This window comes from Endozoicomonas sp. SESOKO1 (assembly GCF_024606265.1).
Classification (GTDB): domain Bacteria; phylum Pseudomonadota; class Gammaproteobacteria; order Pseudomonadales; family Endozoicomonadaceae; genus Endozoicomonas.
In genome coordinates, this window is sequence record NZ_JAHHPP010000083.1 from 1 (window position 1) to 1680 (window position 1680).

Sequence of the window (1680 nt, forward strand, 5' to 3'; positions counted from 1 at the left end):
TCCAGAAAATGCAAGTGGTAATAATATAAGTTGTTTTGTATGTGGTAATAATCGCATTAGCACAAAAGCATTAAAGAATCGTACGTTTCATAGAGAACATTTTTGTATGCAATGTGGAAAAACTCTTTACTATTCTCGAGAATTTGATTGATTTAACAGTAAAGCCTAATCCCATATAAAAGAACACAGTCCAACGCCACCAAATTGAAATCAGATATCAAAAACGCATAACAAATAATTCCAAGGGATGCCTACGGCGCCCTTGAATTAGGCGTTATGTGGTAGCAGTTAAACAAAGCTACGCATTTTTCTGGTAGAAATCCCACATCTAATATTTATGCAATTTTGATAAAATATGATTTTTTGCGACTTGTGCTTCTATGAATAAAGTTTTCACAGTTATATTTGCAGTATTGATGTTTGCATTCGGCTTAATGGGAGTAATCCGTAAAGTTCCTGAAATCAAAGTCGAAGATCAAAACGCAAGCACCTCAGAAGTCATAAAAGGTGACTTCAAAAGAGAAGTCTTTCTATTTAAAAATGGCAAAGACTTTAAGAAGGAACTTTTAGTTTTTATCAAAAAGCTGGAAACTGAAAAGGAGTTAGTATTTATTCCCAGCAGTAATAATGAAATGTATATTCATAGAATCATTGTTAATGATATTGATAAAGAAAATTTTTCATTAATGGTTTTCATGTCATATGAAGATAGCAATGGCAAGCCAATGCTAATACCAAGTAAATTCATAGTTGACAAGAAGTCTGGGAGTCCAAAAGAAGAATTCTTTGAGCATCCAGAAACTGGGGAATGGATCAAGGTTGCAATGGCCGATAATACAAACGCATTATCCATTTATGACGCGGGCTTGTTCGGCGCAGTTAGAGATAGAGTTCAAAATTAAGAAGCCACATAACAAATGCTTCCAGTTCGTTCCTGGGCTTGGTGCTTACACTTGGCCCCTCCACCTGAAGCGCCTTCGGCGCGCGGCTGAAGCAGGCGTTATGTTTCTCAACTCAACCCGTCGAGCTATAATAGCCAAAAAATATTTAAATAAGGTAAAAACTATGAACTCAAAAGTTGAAGACTATGGTGTGCTGCCTGTTGAAAGACCGAAAATAAAAGCAACAAAGAAGCTTGATCTTTCAGGTGAGGCCGGACGGCAAATAATAAAATCAGAAACAAAGCTCGCTCTAAGAACTCATGCTAAAACGTTCAAAAAACTGGCTGATATGTGATGAATATCATTTGCTTTCCATTTGAGCGTGTGATTGAGATCAATGCATTTATTCTTTCTACTGAGCCTGGGATGAAAGGCACAGTTGATGTATCTAAGTTGCAAGGAGCATTAAGCCGCATTGATAATGCAATAGTTTACGAAGGTTTAGATGATATATTTGAAATAGCTGCTAAATATACTGCATCTATTGCAGTTTCTCATGCTTGCCCAGATGCGAATAAACGCACAGGGTTAGCTGTTGCTCTTGAATATCTTTCTCTGAATGACTATGAAATCACAGAAGATAATGAGCTTTTAGCAAATGCAGTTCGAGATTTGGTTATTCAAAAAATAAATGAAACTGATTTTGCTGACATATTATATGCGCAGTACATGAAAGGAACCGAAACATAACAAGAGCATCCAGCGGACGGCGCTAGACGCGCCGCCGCTTATGCAGGCG

At 37.2% G+C, this 1680-nt stretch carries 3 protein-coding genes; all 3 read left to right on the forward strand.

Annotated elements, in window-relative coordinates; all coding sequences use genetic code 11:
• Positions 1-380: 380 nt before the first annotated feature.
• The gene (locus tag KDK13_RS04495) at positions 381-902 is read left to right on the forward strand and encodes a hypothetical protein (RefSeq protein ID WP_257283739.1); all 522 of its coding nucleotides are present in this window, start codon (positions 381-383) and stop codon (positions 900-902) included.
• Positions 903-1002: 100 nt separating this feature from the next.
• On the forward strand, positions 1003-1236 hold the full coding sequence (locus tag KDK13_RS04500) for an acetyltransferase (protein WP_373692207.1): 234 nt from the start codon (positions 1003-1005) through the stop codon (positions 1234-1236).
• Entirely contained in the window at positions 1236-1631 is a 396-nt protein-coding gene (locus KDK13_RS04505; protein WP_257283741.1) for a type II toxin-antitoxin system death-on-curing family toxin, read from the forward strand. The genes KDK13_RS04500 and KDK13_RS04505 overlap by 1 nt, the downstream gene beginning before the upstream one ends.
• Positions 1632-1680: the final 49 nt, after the last annotated feature.

Bases quoted from the DNA above. Each gene is read 5' to 3' on its own strand.
- KDK13_RS04495 (WP_257283739.1), top strand. From the start codon at position 381: ATGAATAAAGTTTTCACAGTTATATTTGCAGTATTGATGTTTGCATTC.
- KDK13_RS04500 (WP_373692207.1), top strand. From the start codon at position 1,003: ATGTTTCTCAACTCAACCCGTCGAGCTATAATAGCCAAAAAATATTTA.
- KDK13_RS04505 (WP_257283741.1), top strand. From the start codon at position 1,236: ATGAATATCATTTGCTTTCCATTTGAGCGTGTGATTGAGATCAATGCA.